Source organism: Seohaeicola zhoushanensis, assembly GCF_014656415.1.
GTDB classification, from domain to species: Bacteria; Pseudomonadota; Alphaproteobacteria; order Rhodobacterales; family Rhodobacteraceae; genus Seohaeicola_A; species Seohaeicola_A zhoushanensis.
On the sequence record NZ_BNCJ01000024.1, the window covers coordinates 18,035 to 36,716 of the forward strand.

Genomic DNA, 18,682 nt, shown 5'->3' on the forward strand with positions numbered 1-18,682 from the left:
GGGTCGGAAGTCAGACGAAATCGAAATCCGATGCGGTCAGCGTCACTCCGCCCTTGCCGTCGAGGATGATGGTTCCACCGTCATGCTCGATGATCTTGTCGCCGTTCGCCACCGAAATGGCGAGGCTGGCGAAGCCGCCGGTGTGATCGGCGATGCGCAGCGTGTCGATGCCGTCAGTGTAGTCCTTGACGGTATCGGTACCGCTGTTCGCGCCGAAGACGAAGACATCCTTGCCCGCCTGGCCGCGCAGGATGTCATTTCCCGCATCGCCCTGCAGCACGTCATTGCCCTTGCCGCCGATCAGCTTGTCCCTCCCGAGGCCGCCGACGAGCCGGTCATTGCCGAACCCGCCGTTCAGCGTGTCGTTGCCGGCAAGGCCGAAGAGGCGGTCGTTTCCGCCCTGGCCGAGGAGGAGGTTGGCCAGCTTGTTGCCTGTCAGAACGTCGACCTTGCTGGTGCCATAGATATTGTCCATTCCGGTCTGGGCGAAGTATCCCTTCACCGAAGGGCTGTCGACGCTATCTGCGGGGGTGGTATTGCCCGCGACATCCTGAAGCGTGCCGGGGCTTGCCAGCGTGAACGTGACACCGACGGTGAAATTGCGGAAATCGATGGTATCCGTGCCGAGCCAGCCGTGAATTGTAAGGCCGTAGTTCGGGTCCATTTCGCTGACCAGGATCTTGTCGTCGCCATCGCCGAGCGACACGAGACTCCCGCCGCCGCCGCCATGCACAACGGTGTCGTCGCCGTTGCCCGTGCGTATGTTGCCGACCCAGCCGGTGGAGGTAACGACCCTGTCGTTGCCGTCACCGGTGACAACGGTTTCTGCGCCACCGTCGCCCAAGCGGATCGTGTCGCTGCCCCCTGCGGAATTGATGGTCCCCACGAACTTGTCGCCAGTGCGCACGACGTCGTCGCCATTGCCCAGTATCAGCGCATCGGCCCAGGATTTGATCCAGAGATTGGAGGACTGATCATCCTCTGCGTTGGAAGCACTGTCGGACAGATCAATGAGGTCGATAGCCGCGTTGGTCACGATCTTGTGGGTCTGAGCGGTGTCGGATGTGAACTTGATGGAACTGCCACCGCCGGCGCCGATGACAATGTCAGAGGAGACGTCGTGGCCGGTGATAGTTCTCGTCCAGCCGTCCTCGGACCTGAAGGTGAAATTCGAAAAGAAGACCGCCACCGTTTCGACCCGGCCAGTGCCGTTGACCGTCATGGAGACGTCCCCATTGCCACCGCGAAAGCTCTCGATACGACTGCCATCGCCAATCGTGATACTCGCATTCCCGCCGAAATCGTTGAGGTATTCGATCCGGCCGCCATTCTGCACGATGGTGGTGTCGTTGCCGTTCTGCATGAGGGCCGAAATGACCCGCCCGCCATCGACGGTCAGTTTGTCGTCCTGACCGCCCATGTCGATAGTCCCAGCGCCGCCCCGAACCGTTACCTCACCTCGACCATTATACATGTCCACACCGCCAACCCAGCCAGCCGACGTGTCGATCTTGTTGACGGCAGCGCCAAGGTTGATCCAATGCACCCAAGGAACGTCTGATCCAAGAGTGATGTCGTGCAACTCCCCGTCCCAACCGTTCATGTAGCGGACGCGGGTGGACATCAAATTGACCACAGAGTCATATCCGATGTTCATGAATTCGATTTCGCGCTCGGCCCCATTGTCCAGATCGACAATGCGTGTAATACCCTCGTCGGCGGCCACCTGGAACGTTCGAATGCGCCAGTTCGTGCCTGTGAGATTTACCGTTGCGTCAAGATCGTCGGGCAGTTCGACATAAACCGAGTATCGATCAATCGTTGCGCGGCTGCCGGACATGTACCAAGGCACAGAACCGCCCCCCGGCAGTCGGTCCGCAGGATTAATGCCATCAAGTGTCACATTCAGGAATTGCGTTGCCATCGTAGAATTCCCCCTGATCAAATAAATCGGGGCCCAGATCCCCGATGGGGGACCGTATCACGAAAACGCGCGAATCCGAAAAACTTATTGACGCCAGGTAAAGCCTACGCCCCCGCCTGCGCCTCGGCGCGGCTCTTGCCCGATACGTCGCGGGCCAGGGTGGCGGCCATGAAACCGTCCAGGTCGCCGTCGAGCACGCCCTTGGTGTCCGAGGTCTCGTAGTTGGTCCGCAGATCCTTAACCATCTGGTAGGGCTGCAGAACATACGAGCGGATCTGGTTGCCCCAGCCCGCCTCGCCCTTGTTCTCGTGGGCTTCCAGCGTCGAGGCCATGCGGCGGTCGAGTTCGAGCTGGTAGAGGCGCGATTTCAGGGTGTTCATCGCGGCTTCGCGGTTCTGGTGCTGCGACTTCATCGAGCTGGTAACCACGATGCCGGTGGGGAAGTGGGTGATCCGCACCGCCGAGTCGGTGGTGTTGACGTGCTGCCCGCCTGCCCCGGAGGAGCGGTAGGTGTCGATCCGGATATCGGCCGGGCTGACCTCGATCTCGATGTTCTCGTCCACCACCGGGTAGACCCAGACCGAGCTGAAGGAGGTGTGCCGCTTGGCCGCCGAGTCGAAGGGCGAGATGCGCACCAAGCGGTGCACGCCGCTTTCGGACTTGAGCCAGCCATAGGCGTTGTGGCCGGAGATCTTGTATGTGGCCGACTTGATGCCCGCCTCTTCGCCCGCGCTTTCGGACTGGAGCTCGACCTTGTAGCCCTTCTTCTCGGCCCAGCGGACATACATCCGCGCCAGCATCGAGGCCCAGTCGCAGCTCTCGGTGCCGCCGGCTCCGGCGTTGATTTCGAGGAAGGTGTCGTTGCCGTCGGCCTCGCCATCGAGCAGGGCTTCGAGTTCCTTCTGGGCGGCCTTCTCGCGCAGGGCGCGCAGGGCGTTCTCGGCCTCGGTCACCACCTCGCTGTCGTCCTCGGCCTCGCCCAGTTCGATCAGCTCGATGTTGTCGCTCAGCTCCTGGCGGATCGAGTTGTGGGTGTCGAGCGCATCGACCAGCATCTGCCGCTCGTGCATCAGCTTGCGCGCCTTCTCGGGGTCATTCCAGAGATCGGGCGCCTCGACCCGCGCGTTGAATTCCTCGAGCCGGTGCGGCGCGGTCTCGTAGTCCATCCGCTGGGCCAGCAGGTCCAGGGATTTCTCGATCTCGGCCACGATGTTCTGGATTTCGGCGCGCATGACGGTCCTTCGGGATCTTGTTTGCGGGCGGTGATAGACCACGCCGACGGAGTGGGCAAGCGGCGAGCCGCCTGCCCCCTGTGCTGGTTCAGTAGAGGCCGCCCGAGCTGACGGTGCCGAAATTCGCCTTCGGCCCCACCACCACGGTCTGGCCGGTGGAGGTCTGGACCTGGCGACCGGATTCGACCACTTCCTCGAAGAGCGGCAGGTTCGAGCCCATGCCGAAGCCACCGTCATAGGCGAGGCCGAACATGATGTCCTGGCCGTCGCGGAAGTATTCGGCCACCACGTAGGGGCCGCTGGCGTCGTCGGGCAGCGGGCTGCCGGTATAGCGGTCGATCTTGATGAAATGGCCGCCGGGCGGCACTTCGAAGGGGCCGCCGCCGAACTTCTTGACCGCCTCGGTCATGAACTCCTGGAAGACCGGGCCGCACATCGACGAACCATAGGCGCCGCGGCCCAGCGGGCGGGGCTGATCGTAGCCGATGTAGCAGCCGGCCACCACGTTCGAGGTGAAGCCGACGAACCAGACGTCGCGGGCGTCGTTGGTGGTGCCGGTCTTGCCGGCGGTCGGCACCGGAAGGTTGACGGTGCCGGCGGCGGTGCCGCGTTCGACCACGCCTTTCATCATCGAGGTGAGCTGGTAGGCGGTGATCGCGTCCATCACCCGCTCGCGGTTGCTCTCGATGCGCGGCGCGCGGCCCAGCGGCAGGGCAGCAGAGTCGCAATCGACGCAGGTGCGGCGGTCGTGGCGGTAGATCGTGTTGCCGTAGCGGTCCTGCACCCGGTCGACCAGGGTCGGCACCACGCGCTCGCCGCCGTTGGCGAACATGCCGTAGGCTGCGACCATGCGGTAGAGCGTGGTTTCCTCGGAGCCCAGCGAGTTGGCCAGGAACGGCCCCATGTTGTCATAGACGCCGAAGCGTTCGGCATAGCCTGCGACGACCTCCATGCCCACTTCCTGCGCCAGGCGGATGGTCATCAGGTTCCGCGACTGCTCGATCCCGGTGCGCAGGGGCGTCGGGCCGTAGTATTTGTTCGACGAGTTGCGCGGACGCCAGACGCCTTGGGGCGTATTGATCTCGATGGGCGCGTCGATGACGATGGTGGCCGGGCTGAAGCCGCTGTCGAGCGCGGCGGCATAGACGAAGGGCTTGAACGACGAGCCCGGCTGGCGCATCGCCTGGGTCGCGCGGTTGAAGACCGAGGCCTGGTAGGAGAAGCCGCCCTGCATGGCGATCACGCGGCCGGTATTGACGTCCATCGCCATGAAGCCGCCCTGCACTTCCGACACCTGGCGCAGGCTCCAGCGGACGAACTTGCCTTCCTTGTCGGTGATGGCGCGCACCAGCACCACATCGCCAGTATCGACCAGATCGCCAGGCACCTTGGCCTTGGAGGAAAGCGTGCCGTCCTTCTTCTTCTTGCGCGCCCAGGTGACATCCTTGGCCTCGATCCAGTGGCCGTCCTTGTCTTCGTCGACGTTCTCGATGCCGATGCGGGCGGCCTTGTCGGTGACTTGCAGCACCACTGCCGGATACCACTGGCCATCAAGCACGATGTCGCGCGGGACCGAGACGGCGGCCAGCGCGGCGCGCCAGTCGTCCTCGGACTTGAGCTTGGCGGCCTCGATTGTCTCACCCGTGCCGCGCCAGACGCCGCTGCTGCGGTCATAGCCTTCAAGCTCGCGCCGGAGGGCCTGTTCGGCCACCTTCTGCAGTTCTTCATCGATGGTGCCGCGCACCGAGAAGCCGCCGGTGAAGAACTCACCCTCGCCGAAGTCACGGCCCAGCTGACGGCCGATATCGGCGCGCAGCTGCGAACTCTCGCTCAGCTGGCGGCGGATCTCGTCGGTGAAGTAGCTGCGCGGCGGCAACGCGGTGCGGAAGCCCTCGAAATCGCCGTTCTGGACCGAGCGGAGCGGCTCGGCCACCTCGTGGTCGTAGGTCGCGCTGTCGATGTAGCCGTTCTCGCGCATCTCGCGCAGCACGTAGTTGCGGCGCTGGAGCAGGCGCTCCTTGGCGCGCACCGGGTGGTATTCGCTGGGCGCCTGCGGCATCGAGGCCAGCATCGCAGCCTCGTGCGGGGCCAGTTCGCCCAGGGTCTTGTTGAAATAGGTCTGGGCCGCGGCAGCGACGCCGTAGGAGTTCTGGCCGAGGAAGATCTCGTTCAGATAGAGCTCGAGGATCTGTTCCTTGGAGAGCGTCTCCTCGATCCGCGAGGCGAGGATGATTTCCTTGATCTTGCGTTCGATCTTGCGGTCGCCCGAGAGCAGGAAGTTCTTCATCACCTGCTGGGTGATGGTCGAGGCGCCGCGCACGCTCTTGCCGCGCGACTTGATGGCCTCGACACCGGCCGCCGCGATGGAGCGCAGGTCATAGCCCTTGTGCGTGTAGAAATTCTTGTCCTCGGCCGAGATGAAGGCCTCTTTCACCAGCGGCGGAATCTCGTCGGCGGGCACGAAGAGACGGCGCTCCTGGGCAAATTCGTCGATCAGGTGGCCCTCGCCGGAGTAGATCCGGCTGATCGTCGGGGGCTTGTACTGGGCCAGCGATTCATGGCTCGGCAGGTCGCGGGTGTACATCCAGAAGATGCCGCCGATGCCGACAGCCGCCGCGACGATGCCAAGGGTGACAACCGTAAAGATCGCCCCGAAAAAGGATAAAACGAACCGGATCACGCGACTGCCCTTGTCTCTGGAGTAAGCGTCAATATAGGCCCTGCCGGCGGCAGGGTCAAAACACGTTCCTGCAATGCCTGAGCGCGAAGGCGCGCATCTAGTGGCGCACCAGCGGGCGCAGGGCCGTATCGGCCTCGCGCCAGCGCACCAGCGCGTTGCGGATGCCCTGCGCCATGCCCGCGCGCCATTGCGCATCGCGCAGGTTCCTGAGGTCGCGCGGGCTGGTGAGGAAGCCGATCTCGATCAGCACCGAAGGGATGTCGGCGGCCTTGAGCACCGAGAAACCGGCGGCACGCAAGGGGCGGCGGTTCATCGGGCCGCCCTGCTCGGCCATGCCCTGCACCAGCGCATGGGCCAGCGCCTCGGTCCTGGGCTGCGTCTCCTGTCGGGCGAGGTCGAGCAGCACCGAGGTCACCTCGTCGTCGGCCTCGCTGAGGTCGACGCCAGCAAGCAACTCGTCGCGGTCATGACGCTCGGCCAGTTTCTCGGTCGCCTTGTCGGAGGCGTCCTTGGAGAGCACATGCACGGTGGCGCCATGGGCCAGCCCTTCGGAGAGCGAATCCGCGTGCAGAGAGATGAAGACATCGGCCCCCGCCTCATGCGCGATGGCGATGCGGCGTTCGAGCGAGACGAAGTAGTCGTCGTCGCGGGTGAGGGTCACCTCGAAGCCGGTGCTGCGCACCAGTACCTCCTGCAACTCGCGCGCGAAGGTCAGCATCAGGCCCTTCTCGTCGATATCCGCCGTCTCGGCGCCGGGGTCGATGCCGCCGTGGCCGGGGTCGAGCACGACGCGCAGCGGGTCGCCGGGCTGGCGCTTGGGACGCTGGGGCAGCGTGGCGGGCGCCGGTAGGTCCCAGCGCGGGTCCTGCGGCGCGCCTGCGGCGGCGGCGAAGGCCTCGGGGGTCGTGTGCGCGAGCGTGACCGAGAGGCGGGCCACGCCTGACGCGTCGAGCGTCAGCGCCGCCTGGCCCACCGCCATCGGCGCGGCCAGTTCCGCGACGAGGCGCGACCAGCCGGGGACGTAGGTGCCGAACTGCACGCCGCCGATGCGGCTGGTGGCCAGCAGTTGGGCGGGGGTCAGCCCGGTCCAGTCGACCTCCTGGAAGTCGAGCACGAGGCGGGGCGGCGCATCCAGCGTGAAGACGCGCCAGGGCACGCCCTGGCTGAGCGCGAGGCCGATGCGCACTCCGGTGCCTTCGTCGGCGATCCGGCTCTGCGCGGGATCGATCCGCGCCGCGACGCCGAAGCCCTGCGCGAAGGCCCCGCCGGCCAGCAGGGTCAGCGCCAATGCGGCGAGCAGTCGTCTCATCCGCGCGCGGCCATGAAGCGGGCCAGCCGGTCGAGCCCCTCGGCGATATCCGCCGTCGAGCGCGCGTAGGAGAAGCGCAGCGTGGTCGCGCCGCGGACCGGGTCGAAATCGAGGCCCGGGGTCACGGCGACACCGGCCTTTTCCAGGATCTCGGCGGCAAAGGCGCGGCTGTCGGAGGTCAGGTCGGAGACATCTGCATAGACGTAGAAGGCGCCGTCGGGCGGCGCGATCCTGGTAAAGCCGGCCTTGGGCAGCCCCTCAAGCATCAGGCGGCGGTTCTCGGCGTAGACGCGCAGGTTGGCCTGCAGTTCCTCGTCGCATTCCATCGCGGCGAGGGCCGCGACCTGGCTGGCGTGGGGGGCGCAGATGAACATGTTCTGCGAAATGCGTTCCAGCACGCGGACGTGATCCTCGGGGACCACCATCCAGCCGATGCGCCAGCCGGTCATCGAGTAATACTTGGAGAAGGAGTTGATGACATAGACGTCATCGCTGATTTCCAGCGCGGTGACGGCCTTCGCCTCGTATTCCAGACCGTGGTAGATCTCGTCCGAGATGAAGCTGGCGCCCGCCTCCTGCGTGGCCCCGATCAGGCCGGCCATCGCGTCGTGGCCCAGCATGGTGCCGGTCGGGTTGGCGGGCGAGGCCACCATCAGGCCCGCCAGGTCGAGCCCGGCAAGATCGGCGGGCACCGGCTGGTAGCGGTTCTTCACCGCCGTCTCGATATCCACCGGCACCAGGTCGAGGGCGCGCAGGATCTGGCGGTAGGAAGGATAGCCCGGCGCGCCGATGCCGACGCGGTCGCCGGTGTCGAAGAGCGCGGTGAAGGTCAGCAGGAAGCCGCCGGAGGAGCCGGAGGTGACGATCACCCGCTCGGGGTTCAGGTCGAGGTTGTGGCGTTCGCCGTAAAGCTGCGCGATGCGCCGGCGCAGCGCCGGCAGGCCCAGCGAGACGGTATAGCCGAGCGCATCGGCGTCGAGCGCGCCTTTCAGAGCCTCGATCGCGCCCCTCGGGGCGCCGGTGCCGGGCTGTCCGACCTCCATGTGAATGATGTGACGCCCGGCCTCCTCGGCCTTGCGGGCAGCCTCCATGACATCCATCACAATGAAGGGATCGACACGGGACCGGGTTGAGTTTCGCATGACCATCTTCCATTGTCGCGGCAAGCGCTCTTTGACCGCGTAGAGCCGTTGGCGTCAATCGCCGCAACCGCAATTTTCCCGGGATCCGTGAACACATGATTTTGACTGTCCTTCGCCCTGCCCTGATCGCCGCCCTGCTGACCAGCGCCGCGCCGGCCTTTGCCTTCGACCCGGCCGCGATGTCGGATGCCGAACGCGAGGCCTTCCGCGCCGAGGTGCGGGCCTACCTGATGGAGCACCCGGAGGTGATCTTCGAAGCCGTCGACGCCATGAAGGCGCGCGAGGCGGCGGCGGCCGAGGAATCGGACCGGGCGATGATCACGGCCTTTCACACCGAGATCTTCGAGGACGGCTATTCCTGGGTCGGCGGCAACCCCGAAGGCGACGTGACGCTGGTCGAGTTCATGGACTATCGCTGCGGCTATTGCCGCAAGGCGGTGCCCGAGGTGGCGAGTCTGCTGAAGTCGGACGGTAATATCCGCCTCATCATAAAGGAATTCCCGATCCTGGGCGAGGCCTCGATGATCTCGTCGCGCTTTGCCATCGCCACGCGGCTGGTGGCCGGTGGCGATGCCTATAGCCAGGTGCATGACGCGCTGCTCGAACTCGACGGCGAGCTGAGCGAGGTTTCGCTGCGCCGCCTGGCCGACGGGCTGGGGCTGGATGCCGAGCCGATCCTCGCCAAGATGAACAGCGACGAGGTCACGCGCGAGATCGCCGCCAACCGCGACCTGGCGCAACGCCTGCAGATCAACGGCACGCCGACCTTCGTGCTGGAAGGCCAGATGCTGCGCGGCTACCTGCCCGCGGCGCAGCTGGCGCAGCTGGTCGCCGCCGAGCGCGGCTAGGGTTTCGCCAGCGTCTCGACCAGGACCTTGCCGGTTGCGCCCAGGCGCAGCCGCCAGTGCTGGCCCTGGCGGACGTCGGTGACCAGCGCGGGGCGGTAGCAGACCAGGTTCCAGCCGCCCCTGTCGCGCACGCTGTCATAGCTGATCCCGGCCAGCGGGCCGGCGCGCACCGCCTCGCCGAAGACCTGGCCCGCCGCATGGCTGTCGGGCGCGTGCAGGTCGGGCGCCTGCCCCCGGATATCGGCGTATTCACCACCGAGCCTTGCGACATAGCCGCGATAGTCGGCGGTCATCTCGGCCAGGTTTGACAGCACCACCTCGCGGCGCAGGGCGCTGGCGACTTCGACCAGCGCGGTGGTCGAGGTGGCGGCGGCATACCAGGCGCCGAGATGCCCGCCGGTAAAGCGCGAGCCGTTGGGCGAGCCGTGCAGGAAGGCCGCCATGACCACGCTGGCGTTCGCCCTGCCCCAGACCCATTGATCCGGCGGCAGGCGGCGCAGGCGGTGGGCGACGAGGCGGTCGTTGGTCCATCCTTCCAGTTCCATCACCGCGGCGAGGTCGTCGGCGCTGGCCACAGTCTCGAAGGCATTGACCGGGGGAAAGCGGCTGGGCACGACGCGATGCGTGCGCGCCGGGGCCGCGACGGTCGGGACATCGGCGGGATCGGTCACGCGAAGACGAGGCTGTCGCGGGTGACGGGTTCCATGCCTTCGGGCGGCACGCCTTGGGCGCCGCCGCGCCAGGCGTCGAGATAGCGGCGCAGGCTCATCAACCCGTCCTGGGTGCCGGAGACCGCCAGGTCGAGCGGGGCCTGCCCGGCGAAGGGCAGCCCCTGGTGCGCACCCTTGAGCCAGACCAGCGCCTGCAGCGGATCGTGGAACAGGATCGCCAGCGCCTTGTGGATGCCCAGAACCGCCGAGACCCGCAGCAGCGTGTCGAGCGGCAGGGCCACCTCGGCCCCGGCCTCGGCCTTCTTCACCCAGCCGTAATAGGCCGAGCGCGAGGGCTGGCCCAGCACCGCGAGGCGCTGTTTCTCGGTGAGGCCCCAGAGGTCGGCAATGGCGAGAAAGGCGCGCAGCCCCGGCGCGCCTAGCTGCTTGCGCCGGGCCGGGCCCATCTGCTCGGCGGCGACGATCTCGGGGGCTGTGGCGGGTTTGGCCATGGCGGGCTCCTTTGTCCTGATCCGAACATAATGTCCAGATATGGACAAATCAAGCCTTACTCGGCAGCGGCCGCCAACGCCTCGATCTCGGCGGCCTTCTTCTCGACCTGCTCGACGATATGGTCGACCATCGCCTCGTTGCCCATCTTGTGGCTTTGCTTGCCGGCCAGGTAGACCATGCCCGACCCTGCCCCGCCGCCGGTGAAACCCACATCGGTCATCAGCGCCTCGCCCGGGCCGTTCACCACGCAGCCGATGATCGACAGGCTCATCGGCGTCTTGATGTGTTCCAGCCGCTTTTCCAGGATCTCGACCGTCTTGATGACGTCGAAGCCCTGCCGCGCGCAGGAGGGGCAAGAGATGATGTTGACGCCGCGATGGCGCAGGCCGAGCGACTTCAGTATCTCGAAGCCGACCTTGACCTCTTCCACCGGGTCCGCCGAGAGGCTGACGCGGATGGTGTCGCCGATGCCCATCCACAGCAGGTTGCCAAGACCGATGGCGCTCTTGACGGTGCCGCTCACCAGGCCGCCGGCCTCGGTGATGCCGAGGTGAATCGGCGCGTCGGTGGCCTCGGCCAGCTGCTGGTAGGCGGCGGCGGCCATGAAGACGTCGGAGGCCTTCACGCTGATCTTGAACTCGTGAAAGTCGTTGTCCTGCAGGATGCGGATGTGTTCGAGGCCGGATTCGACCATCGCGTCGGGGCACGGCTCGCCGTATTTCTCGAGCAGGTGCTTTTCCAGGCTGCCGGCGTTGACGCCGATGCGGATGGAACAGTTGTGCTCACGCGCGGCCTTGATGACCTCGCGCACGCGGTCGGGGCTGCCGATATTGCCGGGGTTGATGCGCAGGCAGGCGGCGCCGGCCTCGGCGGCCTCGATGCCGCGGCGATAGTGGAAGTGGATGTCGGCGACGATCGGCACCGGGCTTTCGCGCACGATCTCCTTGAGCGCCTTCGCCGAGGCCTCGTCGGGCACCGAGACACGGACGATATCCGCGCCGGCATCGGCCACGGCCTGCACCTGCGCGACGGTCGCCGCCACATCGGTGGTCAGCGTGTTGGTCATCGTCTGCACCGAGATCGGGGCATCGCCGCCGACGGGCACGTTGCCCACCATGATGCGGCGCGACTTGCGGCGTTCGATGGAACGCCAGGGGCGCACGGGGTTATGCGACATGCGAAAGCTCCCAATTGGGGACCGGGTTTGGCGGGAACATAGGCCGCGCGCGGCCGGGCCGCAATCAGTCGGCGGCGGGTGCGCTGATACCTCGCGCCTCGGCATAGCGCACGAGGCCGGCGTCGGTGCCGATCTCGACCGGCAGGTAGGCTTCCTTGAGGCTCGCCACCGAGAGCGGCAGGTTCGAGGTGATCTGGCCGGACTTGCCGACCGGGCCGTAGAACTTGTTGCTCATCGCGAAATAGATAGCCCCGCTTTCGCCGGTGCGCAGGCGCGGCGGTTCCTCGGTCAGCGGGGCTTCCCAGCTGTCGCCGGGCTGCATGGTGGCCTCGTAGATCACGGTGCCGCTGGCGTCCTTGATCTGCACCCAGCTGGTGCGCACGGCGACGACCTGGAGCGCCGGGCCGGGCGTCTCGACCACCTGCGGCACGGTTTCGGTCGGGCCGGTGGCGGTTGCGGTGGTCGCGGCAGATGCGATCAGGCTGCCGTCGGAGTCCTGCACCTCGGGCAGACCGGGGGCGCGGAAGGTGCCGACGTTGCGCGGGTCGAGCGTGGAGATCGGCGCATCGCGCGCGACCAGCACCGGCACATCCAGCGCCTGCGGGCGGTAGAGCCGGTCGAAGGCCTCGACCGAGGGGGCGACCATGCGGGCATTCTCGGGCCGGGCGTTGCGGGCGGTGGCAAGCGGGTCGAGCTCGGAGAGCACCACCGGGGCCTGGTCCACGGGTGCGAATTTCACCTGCTGCACTTCCTTCAGCAGCGTCCAGCCGCCGAAGCCGATACCGCCGATCAGCGCCAGCAGCACCATCGTCGAGCCGAGTGCGCGGGGTTCGATCCGGCTGAGGAGGCTTTCACCGACCGGCGCGAAGGGCGTATTGGGCGCGGCGAAGATGTCGCGTGCCGGCATCGGATGGCGGGAAGGTCCGCTCCGCAGAGGGTTCTTCACCACCGAGGCCTCGGCAGACATGCCATGCGCGACAGCAAAGCCGCTTTCGCGGCAGAATGTGGTGAAGCTTTCGTCCGGGTCCATGCCCAGATAGCGTGCGTAAGACCGAACATACCCGGCGATGAAGCCGGGCGTGTCGAAAGCGGAAGGGTCTGAATTTTCGATTGCGGCGATGTACGAGGCCTTGATCCGCAACTCGCGCTGGACGTCGAGCAGCGACTTTCCCATTGTCGCCCTCTCGCCCCGCATCATGTCCCCAAGACGTAGCTCGAAGTCGTCAAAGCCTTTCAGCTCGACAACGTCCTTGTCGTCGTCAGAGGTGCGCGGGGATCTGCGCCCAATCATGCCTGCCGCCCCATTCCGCCTGCATTGTCCCAACTCCAGCGTATTGGAATCGTCCCATCGATTCGTCCACGCTTTTCGTTGAGGTCACCTTAACAGGATTCGCGGGTTCTGCCCACGGATCCTTGCAATCAGCCGGCGAGTTCGGCGCGATTCAGCGCACAATGCGACCAGAGTGCATCCATGGCGCGCACCAGCCCGTCGATCTCCTTCGGGCCATGCACCGGCGACGGCGTGAAACGCAGCCGTTCGGTGCCGCGCGGCACGGTCGGGAAATTGATCGGCTGGACGTAGATGCCGTAATGCTCGAGCAGCATGTCCGAGAGGATCTTGGTGTGCTTGGGGTCGCCGACGATAACCGGCACGATATGGGTGCCGTGGTCGATGATCGGCAGGCCCATGGCCTTGAACCTGGTCTTGAGGATCCTGGCCTGGGTCTGGTGACGCTCGCGCAGTTCCGGCGCCCGCTTGAGGAAGGCAACCGAGGCCGCGGCACCTGCCGCGACAGCCGGCGGCAGCGAGCTGGTGAATATGAAGCCCGGCGCGTAAGATCTGATGGCGTCGCACATTTTCGCCGATGCGGCGATATACCCGCCCATCACGCCAAAGGCCTTGGCCAGGGTGCCATTGATGATGTCGACACGGTGCATCAGCCGGTCACGCTCGGCAACACCGCCGCCGCGCGGGCCATACATGCCCACCGCGTGCACCTCGTCGAGATAGGTCAGCGCGCCGAATTCGTCGGCCAGGTCGCAGATCTCCTCGATCGGGCCGAAATCGCCGTCCATCGAGTAGACCGACTCGAAGGCGATCAGCTTGGGCGCGTCGGGGTCGTCGGCGGCCAGCAGCTCGCGCAGGTGCGCGACATCGTTGTGACGGAAGATCCGCTTGGCGCCACCGTTGCGGCGCACGCCCTCGATCATCGAGGCGTGGTTGAGCTCGTCCGAATAGATGATGAGGCCAGGGAACAGCTTGGGCAGCGTGCTCAGCGTCGCGTCATTGGCGACATAGGCGCTGGTGAAGAGCAGCGCGGCTTCCTTGCCGTGCAGGTCGGCCAGCTCGGCCTCGAGCCGCTTGTGGTAGACCGTGGTGCCCGAGATGTTACGCGTGCCGCCCGAACCGGCGCCGGTGGCGTCGATCGCCTCGTGCATCGCCGCGAGCACCACCGGGTGCTGGCCCATGCCGAGATAGTCGTTGCCGCACCAGACGGTTATGTCGCGCTGCGTGCCGTCGGGACGCGTCCAGACCGCATGGGGGAACTGGCCCTTGACCCGTTCGATGTCGATGAAGGTGCGATACCGGCCTTCGTCATGCAGTCGCCCGAGGGCAGCGTCGAGTTTCGCGGTGTAGTCCACCGGAGGTCCTCCATTTATTCGGTGCCGCCTGTGTGGCGGCCGGCCGGCCCGAGCCGTATTCACATTCGCGAATGGATACAGGCCGATTGCGTTTCGATCAACTGCCTAACCGTGGGCAGCATGTCGCAGCCTTGATCTGCATCAAGCCAATAGGCCCGAGGAGGCCCGGTCAGGAATACCTGACTTTACGTCATGCGACAGTAAGCGCAGGCTGCAACCACTGGGTGATTAATGAGTGGGAGTGATGTTAGGGGCGAATTGACCGCCTCGGTTAAGCAATTGATTTTAAGCGACATGACTGCGCCGGTCGTCCCGCCGGCGGATGCAGGTTTCGCATTTCCGGCCGGCTGGTGTCGCCGTCCGGGCAGTCATGATCCGGCAACGGCCAACGTCTCTTCCCCATGGTTCTTGTGGCCGTTGCCGGAGACTTTCCCCTGCAAAAGATGCAATAAATTTTTCGTTTTTCGCCGGCACGGGCCGGATGGCAACTGCACTCTGGACACGGGCGAGCGCGCTGATACGGTCGCGCGGCCATGCCAACAACGGAGATTGCCGGAATGTCCCTGGACGCTGTACTCGCCCGAATCGATGCCGACCTGCCCGCCGCGACCGAGCGGCTGCTGGATCTGCTGCGCATTCCCTCGATCTCGACCGATCCCGCCTTCAAGGCGGATTGCGACGCCGCCGCCGATTGGCTGGTGGCCGATCTGAACGCGCTGGGCATCGCGGCCGAGAAGCGGACCACGCCGGGCCATCCGATGGTGGTGGGCCATATCGAAGGCACCGGCCCGCACCTGCTGTTCTACGGCCACTACGACGTGCAACCGGTTGATCCGCTTGACCTCTGGGACCGCGACCCCTTCGACCCCGAAATCCAGGACACGCCGAAGGGCAAGGTGATCCGCGCGCGCGGCGCGGCCGATGACAAGGGCCAGCTGATGACCTTCGTCGAGGCCTGCCGGGCCTGGAAGGAGGTGAAAGGCGAGCTGCCCTGCCGGCTGACCTTCTTCCTTGAGGGCGAGGAAGAGTCGGGTTCGCCCTCGCTGGTGCCCTTCATGAAGGAGAACGCGGAAGAGCTGAAATCGGACCTCGCGCTGATCTGCGACACCGGGCTGTTCGAATCCCGCGTGCCGGCGATCACCACCATGCTGCGCGGCCTGCTGGGCGAAGAGCTGACGATCACCGGCCCCTCGCGCGACCTGCATTCGGGCATGTATGGCGGCGTGGCGATCAACCCGGTGCGGGTGCTGTCCAAGATCATCGCCAGCCTGCACGACGAGACCGGGCGCATCACCGTGCCGGGCTTCTATGACGGCGTGCCCGAGCTGTCGGACGAGATGCGCGCCCAGTGGCAGGGGCTGGCCTTCGACCATGCGACCTTCCTCGGCGATGTCGGCCTGTCGCAACCGGCGGGCGAGCAGGACCGCACGCCGCTGGAGATGATCTGGTCGCGCCCAACCTGCGAGGTGAACGGCATCTGGGGCGGCTATACCGGTGCCGGGTTCAAGACGGTGCTGCCCTCGAAGGCCCATGCCAAGATCTCCTTCCGGCTGGTCGGCACCCAGGATCCTCTGAAGATCCGCGAGAGCTTCCGCGAGATGGTGCGCGCGATGCTGCCGCCCGACTGCGAGGTCGAGTTCAAGCCCCACGGCGCCTCGCAGGCCGGGGCCTTCGACACCTCGGACCCGGTCTTCGAGAAGGCGCGCCAGGCACTGAGCGACGAATGGCCGGATACGGCGGCCTATATCGGCTGCGGCGGTTCGATCCCGATTGCCGGGCATTTCGCCAATATCCTCGGCACCACGCCGATGCTGATCGGTTTCGGCAAGGACGACGACCAGATCCACTCGCCGAACGAGAAGTATGACATGGAGAGCTTCCACAAGGGCATCCGCAGCTGGGCGCGGGTGCTGGCGGCGCTGACCGGAAAGGGCTGAGCGATGGGCGGGGGTGTCCGGATTTCTGCAAGAAATCCGTCCGGAATTCGGGGCGAATTCCGGCTCCCGGCGGGACGGGGCGCGCCATGAGCGGCCCGATCCCCGGATTTGCCGATGCGCTGGCCGAAGTGAACGGCCAGACCATCGCCTATTCGATCGCCGGCAGCGGCCCGCCGGTGCTGCTGCTGCACGGCTTCCCGCAGATGCGGGCCATGTGGCGCGAGATCGCGCCGGTGCTGACCGACCGCTTTACCGTGGTGGCCGCCGATCTGCGCGGCTACGGCGAGAGTTCAAAGCCCGAGGGCACCGCCGCCTATGCCTTCCGCGAGATGGCCGCGGACCAGCTGGCGCTGATGCGGGCGCTGGGGTTCGACCGCTTTCACCTTGTCGGGCACGACCGGGGGGCGCGCACCTCGCACCGGCTTGCGCTGGATGCGCCCGAGGCGATGGCCAGCCTGACCTTGATGGATATCGTGCCGACGCACCTGATCCTGACGGAGCTGCAGACCAGGGTTGCGCGGGCCTATTACCACTGGTTCTTCCTGGCCCAGCCCGCGCCTTTCCCCGAGAGGATGATAGGCCACGACCCGGATTACTTCTTCGAGACCGCCATGGCCGGGTTCGGGGCGGCGGGGCTTGACGCATTTGACCCCGAGGCGATGGAGTTCTACCGGCGCAACTGGCGCGCGCCCGCGGCCATCGCGGCCATGTGCAACGATTACCGCGCGGCCATCGACATCGATATCCACCACGACGCCATCGACCTGGGGCGCAGGGTCGCCTGCCCTGCCCTTGTCCTTTACGGCGCCGACGGGGTCATGGCGCGCGAATATGATGTGCCGGCCACCTGGGCCGACAGGCTGGCCGACATGCGCACCGAGGGCATACCGGGCGGGCATTTCTTCCCCGACACCGCCCCGCGCGAGACGGCGGCGGCGCTGATGGCGTTCCTCGGCGGGCTTTAGGGTTCCAGCCGGGCGAGAATGCCTACCTTATCGACCCCGCCGATTGCGCCGGTGATGCGCCCGGCCTCGCCCAGGCGGGTGGCGGTGAAGCCGTCGGCCACGGCGGGCGGCGCGTGGCGGATCAGGATCGAGGCGGTGAGCAGCAGCGCGGTGCGCTCGGCGAACCAGCGGGCCTCGGCCTCGGGCGGGAGCGTCGGCCAACGCTCGTGATGCGCCCTGAGCGCCGCGTCGTAACGGGCATCCGCACCACGGGCGGCGGCGAGTTCGGCGCGTAGCGTCTCGACGGCGAGGGGTTCCTTGGCCAGCGTGCGCAGGATGTCGAGGCAGATGACATTGCCCGAGCCTTCCCAGATGCCGTTCAGCGGGGCCTCGCGGTAATACATCGGCATTGGCGTGTCCTCGACATAGCCCATGCCGCCCAGCACCTCCATCGCCTCGTAGGTCACCTGCGGGCAGCGCTTGTTGTTGAGGAATTTGGCCAGCGCCACGCCGATCCGGGCAAAGGCGCGGTCTTCCTCTGTCGTGCTGTCAAAGGCGCGGGCGACGCGCAGCCCCAGCGCCAGCGCGCCCTCGACGTCGAGCGCGAGGTCGGCCAGCACCGCGCGCATCAGCGGCTGGTCGATCAGGCCCTTCTGGAAGGCGCGGCGATGGCGCGCCCAGTGCAGCGCCTCGGCCAATGCGCCGCGCATCAGCCCGGTGGGGGCCATGGCGGTGTCGAGCCGGGTGTGATGCACCATCTCGATGATGGTGCGCACGCCCTGCCCCTCGTCGCCCAGCAGATACGCCAGCGCGCCCTGGTATTCGATCTCGGAGGAGGCATTGGCCTTGTTGCCGAGCTTGTCCTTGAGCCGCATGATCTGGATGGGGTTGCGCTCGCCGTCCAGCCAGCGCGGCACCAGGAAGCAGCTGAGCCCGCCCGGCGCCTGGGCCAGGGTGAGGAAGCCGTCGGACATGGGCGCCGAGCAGAACCACTTGTGGCCATGCAGCCGCCAGTGATCGCCCGCGCGGGTGGCGGTGGTGGCATTGGCGCGCACGTCCGAGCCGCCCTGCTTCTCGGTCATCGCCATCCCGAGCGTGGCGCCGGATTTCTGCGCCAGGGGGCGGGCCGTGGGGTCGTAGCGCCGGGAGAGCAGCTTGGGGCGCCATTCGGCCGCAAGGCTCTCGGAGGCCGCCAGCGCCGGGACCGCCGCATAGGTCATGGTCATCGGGCAGCAGGTGCCGGGTTCGACCTGGCTGTGCAGATAGACCATGGCGGCATGGGTGACATGGCCTCCGGGCGCGCTCTCCCAGGCGAGGGCGGCATAGCCCGCGCCCAGGCCCGCCTGCATCAGCTGGTGGTAGGCCGGGTGGAAATGCACCTCGTCCAGCCGCCGGCCGGAACGGTCGAAGAGCCGCAGCTCGGGCGGCACGCGGTTGGCGTCGCGGGCCGCCTCGCGCATCGCCTTGGTGCCGAGCACCGCGCCATAGGCGGCGAGCGGTGCCTCCTGTCCGCCTTCGCGGGCGATGCCTTCGCGCAGGGGCGTGTCACTCGCCCAGAGATCGGTATCGCCGCGCGGCGGCGGTTGGTTGGTGACCTCGTGGGTCGGCAGGGCGCTGCGGGGCGGTGAGGTGGTCATGGGCTCCTCCTGTGGCGGCAGGATAGACCCATTGCGGGAGCCGGGC

At 66.6% G+C, this 18,682-nt stretch carries 14 protein-coding genes; 3 read left to right on the top strand and 11 right to left on the bottom strand.

The features are described 5' to 3' along the window. Positions 1 to 10 precede the first annotated feature (10 nt). From IE266_RS23070 to IE266_RS23090, 5 genes are all read right to left on the bottom strand, one after another. The gene (locus tag IE266_RS23070) at positions 11 to 1,924 is read right to left on the bottom strand and encodes a calcium-binding protein (protein ID WP_189682499.1); all 1,914 of its coding nucleotides are present in this window, start codon (positions 1,922 to 1,924) and stop codon (positions 11 to 13) included. Between the two features lie 104 nt (positions 1,925 to 2,028). Next, positions 2,029 to 3,156, bottom strand: coding sequence for a peptide chain release factor 2 (prfB, locus tag IE266_RS23075; RefSeq protein WP_189682500.1), 1,128 nt, complete (start codon positions 3,154 to 3,156; stop codon positions 2,029 to 2,031). 88 nt (positions 3,157 to 3,244) lie between these two features. Further along, a complete protein-coding gene (locus IE266_RS23080) occupies positions 3,245 to 5,836 on the bottom strand; it encodes a penicillin-binding protein 1A (RefSeq protein WP_189682501.1) in 2,592 nt (863 codons plus the stop codon). A 97-nt stretch (positions 5,837 to 5,933) separates the two neighbouring features. After that, entirely contained in the window at positions 5,934 to 7,145 is a 1,212-nt protein-coding gene (locus tag IE266_RS23085; RefSeq protein WP_189682502.1) for an N-acetylmuramoyl-L-alanine amidase, read from the bottom strand. After that, a complete protein-coding gene (locus IE266_RS23090) occupies positions 7,142 to 8,287 on the bottom strand; it encodes a pyridoxal phosphate-dependent aminotransferase (RefSeq protein WP_189682503.1) in 1,146 nt (381 codons plus the stop codon). The genes IE266_RS23085 and IE266_RS23090 overlap by 4 nt, the downstream gene beginning before the upstream one ends. A gap of 95 nt (positions 8,288 to 8,382) precedes the next feature. Here IE266_RS23090 and IE266_RS23095 point away from each other — a divergent pair, with 95 nt between their 5' ends. Continuing rightward, complete coding sequence (locus IE266_RS23095) at positions 8,383 to 9,135, top strand: DsbA family protein (protein WP_189682504.1); 753 nt, start codon at positions 8,383 to 8,385, stop codon at positions 9,133 to 9,135. Here IE266_RS23095 and IE266_RS23100 read toward each other — a convergent pair. From IE266_RS23100 to hemA, 5 genes are all read right to left on the bottom strand, one after another. Continuing rightward, positions 9,132 to 9,806, bottom strand: a complete 675-nt coding sequence (locus IE266_RS23100) for an RES family NAD+ phosphorylase (RefSeq protein ID WP_189682505.1) — start codon at positions 9,804 to 9,806, stop codon at positions 9,132 to 9,134. The genes IE266_RS23095 and IE266_RS23100 overlap by 4 nt on opposite strands. Next, positions 9,803 to 10,297, bottom strand: coding sequence for an MbcA/ParS/Xre antitoxin family protein (locus tag IE266_RS23105; protein ID WP_189682506.1), 495 nt, complete (start codon positions 10,295 to 10,297; stop codon positions 9,803 to 9,805). Before IE266_RS23105 ends, IE266_RS23100 begins: the two co-directional genes overlap by 4 nt. Before the next feature lie 56 nt (positions 10,298 to 10,353). Beyond that, on the bottom strand, positions 10,354 to 11,475 hold the full coding sequence (gene ispG / locus IE266_RS23110; protein WP_189682507.1) for a flavodoxin-dependent (E)-4-hydroxy-3-methylbut-2-enyl-diphosphate synthase: 1,122 nt from the start codon (positions 11,473 to 11,475) through the stop codon (positions 10,354 to 10,356). Positions 11,476 to 11,539: 64 nt separating this feature from the next. Further along, positions 11,540 to 12,766: a helix-turn-helix domain-containing protein gene (locus IE266_RS23115; RefSeq protein WP_189682508.1), complete on the bottom strand. Its 1,227-nt coding sequence runs from the start codon at positions 12,764 to 12,766 to the stop codon at positions 11,540 to 11,542. Positions 12,767 to 12,894: 128 nt separating this feature from the next. Next, the gene (hemA, locus tag IE266_RS23120) at positions 12,895 to 14,118 is read right to left on the bottom strand and encodes a 5-aminolevulinate synthase (RefSeq protein WP_189682509.1); all 1,224 of its coding nucleotides are present in this window, start codon (positions 14,116 to 14,118) and stop codon (positions 12,895 to 12,897) included. A gap of 557 nt (positions 14,119 to 14,675) precedes the next feature. Between hemA and IE266_RS23125 the strand changes: the two genes are divergently transcribed. Together IE266_RS23125 and IE266_RS23130 are read left to right on the top strand one after the other, a co-directional pair. Next, positions 14,676 to 16,055, top strand: a complete 1,380-nt coding sequence (locus IE266_RS23125) for a M20/M25/M40 family metallo-hydrolase (RefSeq protein WP_189682510.1) — start codon at positions 14,676 to 14,678, stop codon at positions 16,053 to 16,055. A gap of 86 nt (positions 16,056 to 16,141) precedes the next feature. After that, entirely contained in the window at positions 16,142 to 17,020 is an 879-nt protein-coding gene (locus tag IE266_RS23130) for an alpha/beta fold hydrolase (protein WP_189682511.1), read from the top strand. Here IE266_RS23130 and IE266_RS23135 read toward each other — a convergent pair. Continuing rightward, a complete protein-coding gene (locus IE266_RS23135; protein ID WP_189682512.1) occupies positions 17,017 to 18,636 on the bottom strand; it encodes an acyl-CoA dehydrogenase family protein in 1,620 nt (539 codons plus the stop codon). The two genes, IE266_RS23130 and IE266_RS23135, sit on opposite strands and share 4 nt — an antisense overlap. Positions 18,637 to 18,682: the final 46 nt, after the last annotated feature.